This is a genomic window from Corynebacterium sp. HMSC074A01, from assembly GCF_001831515.1.
In the GTDB taxonomy this organism is placed as follows: domain Bacteria; phylum Actinomycetota; class Actinomycetes; order Mycobacteriales; family Mycobacteriaceae; genus Corynebacterium.
Window position 1 is genome coordinate 1 of the sequence record NZ_KV825607.1, and the last position, 518, is coordinate 518.

At 53.5% G+C, this 518-nt stretch carries 1 rRNA gene; it reads left to right on the top strand.

The annotated features are described in order from the left end of the window. A 23S ribosomal RNA gene (locus HMPREF2550_RS03065) occupies window positions 1-518 on the top strand; the annotation flags it as partial.

Genomic DNA, 518 nt, shown 5'->3' on the forward strand with positions numbered 1-518 from the left:
TTTAGTGGCATGTCCTGGACCCGAAGCGGGGTGATCTACCCATGGCCAGTGTGAAGCAGCTGTAAGAGGTTGTGGAGGCGCGAACCCACGTAGGTTGAAAACTGCGGGGATGAGTTGTGGGTAGGGGTGAAAGGCCAATCAAACTCCGTGATAGCTGGTTCTCCCCGAAATGCATTTAGGTGCAGCGTTATATGTTTAGCTTGCCGGAGGTAGAGCTACTGGTTGGTTGAGCGGGACTATCATCTTAGCAACATCAGCCAAACTCCGAATGCCGGTGTAAGTGTGTATAGCAGTGAGACTGTGGGGGATAAGCTTCATAGTCGAGAGGGAAACAGCCCAGATCGCCGGTTAAGGCCCCTAAGGGTGTACTAAGTGGAAAAGGATGTGGGATCGCGAAGACAGCCAGGAGGTTGGCTTAGAAGCAGCCATCCTTGAAAGAGTGCGTAATAGCTCACTGGTCGAGTGGTTCTGCGCCGACAATGTAGTGGGGCTCAAGTACACCGCCGAAGCCGCGGCAA